Here is a 1,932-nt window from a genome sequence, read left to right as displayed (position 1 = left end):
GTGCTCGTGCACCTCGAGCCGCACCCGGGGATCGCAGGGCCCGGCGGCGAAACGCGCGGCGTCGCGGAAGCCCTCCGGCAGGGTCGGGGCATTGGCGAACAGATAGTCCCAGGGTCCGAGGCGGCCGGGCTCGGCGATCTCGGCCGCGCGGACACCCACCTGGTCACCGGCGGTGTGATGCATCAGCAGCCACAGTCGGTACTGGCTGGCCGAGGGCACCCGGATCCGGTCGTCGCGCAGCAGTTCCCGGCCTATCGCGGTGGCGCGTGTCGCGCGGGCCTCGTCGATGCCGCATCGCACCGCGGTGTCCAGGACGACGCGTGCGACCTGCGACGAAACCGTGTTGGCCAGTGCGGGGTTCGGAGTGTCCACGTGCTCGTCCTTCCGATGCGCTTGTGACGTCATCGAACAGTAGGGCGAAGCGGTGGCGGGCCGATGCCCCCACTTTCGTGGCCGGGAATATCGGTGGCCGCCGGTCGTTGATGGTGACTGCTGAGAGTGAGGAGCGGTTGTGGTGAACGGGTTTTCGGCCGAGGGTCTGGCGAAGGTGAGCGAAGTGCTCACGGACTACGTCGAGCGCGGTGAGGTCGCGGGCGCGGTGGCGATGATCTACCGGCACGGCGAACTCGCCCAGGTGGACACCGTCGGCTGGCGCGACCGCGCCGCCGACCTGCCGATGCGGCGCGACACCCTCTTCCGCATCGCCTCCATGACCAAGCCGATCACCGCGGTCGCCGCCCTCACCCTGGTCCAGGACGGCCTGATCGCCCTCGACGACCCGATCGACCGCTGGCTGCCCGAACTCGCCGACCGCACCGTCCTGCGCGACCCGGAAGGCCCCCTCGACGACGTGGTCCCCGCCGACCGCCCCATCACCCTCGAGGACCTCCTCACCTACCGCTTCGGCCTGGGCTGGGGCATCTCCACCCTCGCCCCCCAATTGTTCGCCCTCACCGCCGATCCCATCGCGAGCGCGATCGGCGTCCCCAACGCCTTGAAACTGTCCCCCGACGAGTGGCTGCGCAAGGTCGCCGACCTCCCCCTGATCGCCCAGCCCGGCACCCTCTGGCGCTACCACACCGCCTCCGACGTCCTCGGCATCCTCCTCACCCGCATCACCGGCCAACCCCTGGAAACCGTTCTCCGAGAACGAGTCCTCACCCCCTTGGGCATGACCGACACCAGCTTCGCAGTCCCCGAAGCGAAGCGAGCCCGCCTCAGCGTCCTCTACGGCCCCGACGCCACCGAACTCGACCGCCCCGCCACCACCGCCTGGTCCGAAGACCCCCTCTTCCCCTCCGGCGGCGCAGGTCTCGTCTCCACCGCCGACGACTACACCCGCTTCGCCCGCATGCTCCTGAACGGCGGCGAACTGGACGGCACCCGCATCCTCTCCGCCGACCTGGTGGCGGCAATGTCCCGCGACTACCTAACCCCCGCCCAACACGCCACCCCACCCTTCGCCCCACCCCTAGGCCAAACCATCTGGGCCGACCAAGGTTTCGGCTACGGCGTCAAAATCCAAACCGAACCCAACGCCGACGCCCCCTCGGTAGGCACCCTCTCCTGGCCCGGCGGCCTAGGCACCGCCTGGTACGCCGACCCCCAAAAGGACCTGGTAGCCCTCCTCTTCGTCCAATCCGCCAACATCATCATCGCCGCCGAATGGCGCAGCCCCCTAGGCAACGACTTCCTCACCACCGTCTACGCCGCCCTCGAGGATTAGTTTGTCGGAATCGACGTAGACGAAACCAAAGAGGGGATGAGGACGTATGGAGTACGAGGCTCGAATCCTCGACACCAACGGAAGCTATTCGCTGGTCAAGTGGGAAGGCCGCGCCTTTCCTGGGATCTCGATCCAAGGCGACAGCCTCCAATGCCCGTCGACGACGACAACAGCATCGGCGCGGCCCTCACCGCCGCCGCGGCCGA

3 protein-coding genes are annotated in these 1,932 nt (G+C 68.6%); 2 read left to right on the top strand and 1 reads right to left on the bottom strand.

What is annotated here, in order from left to right; genetic code table 11:
* The coding region (locus ACWELQ_RS44840; protein ID WP_452403047.1) for an AraC family transcriptional regulator ligand-binding domain-containing protein at positions 1 to 372 on the bottom strand (372 nt) is incomplete at its 3' end.
* Positions 373 to 514: 142 nt separating this feature from the next.
* On the opposite strand from ACWELQ_RS44840, the gene ACWELQ_RS44835 reads away from it, so the two are divergent.
* On the top strand, positions 515 to 1,726 hold the full coding sequence (locus ACWELQ_RS44835) for a serine hydrolase domain-containing protein (RefSeq protein ID WP_452403046.1): 1,212 nt from the start codon (positions 515 to 517) through the stop codon (positions 1,724 to 1,726).
* 46 nt (positions 1,727 to 1,772) lie between these two features.
* Positions 1,773 to 1,932, top strand: a 160-nt coding sequence (locus ACWELQ_RS44830; RefSeq protein WP_452403048.1) for a DUF6959 family protein, incomplete at its 3' end; no start/stop codon positions are given.

This window comes from Nocardia sp. NPDC004722 (assembly GCF_053601505.1).
The sequence above is the reverse complement of the archived record's forward strand: the minus strand, read 5'-3'. Positions and strand labels throughout refer to the sequence as shown.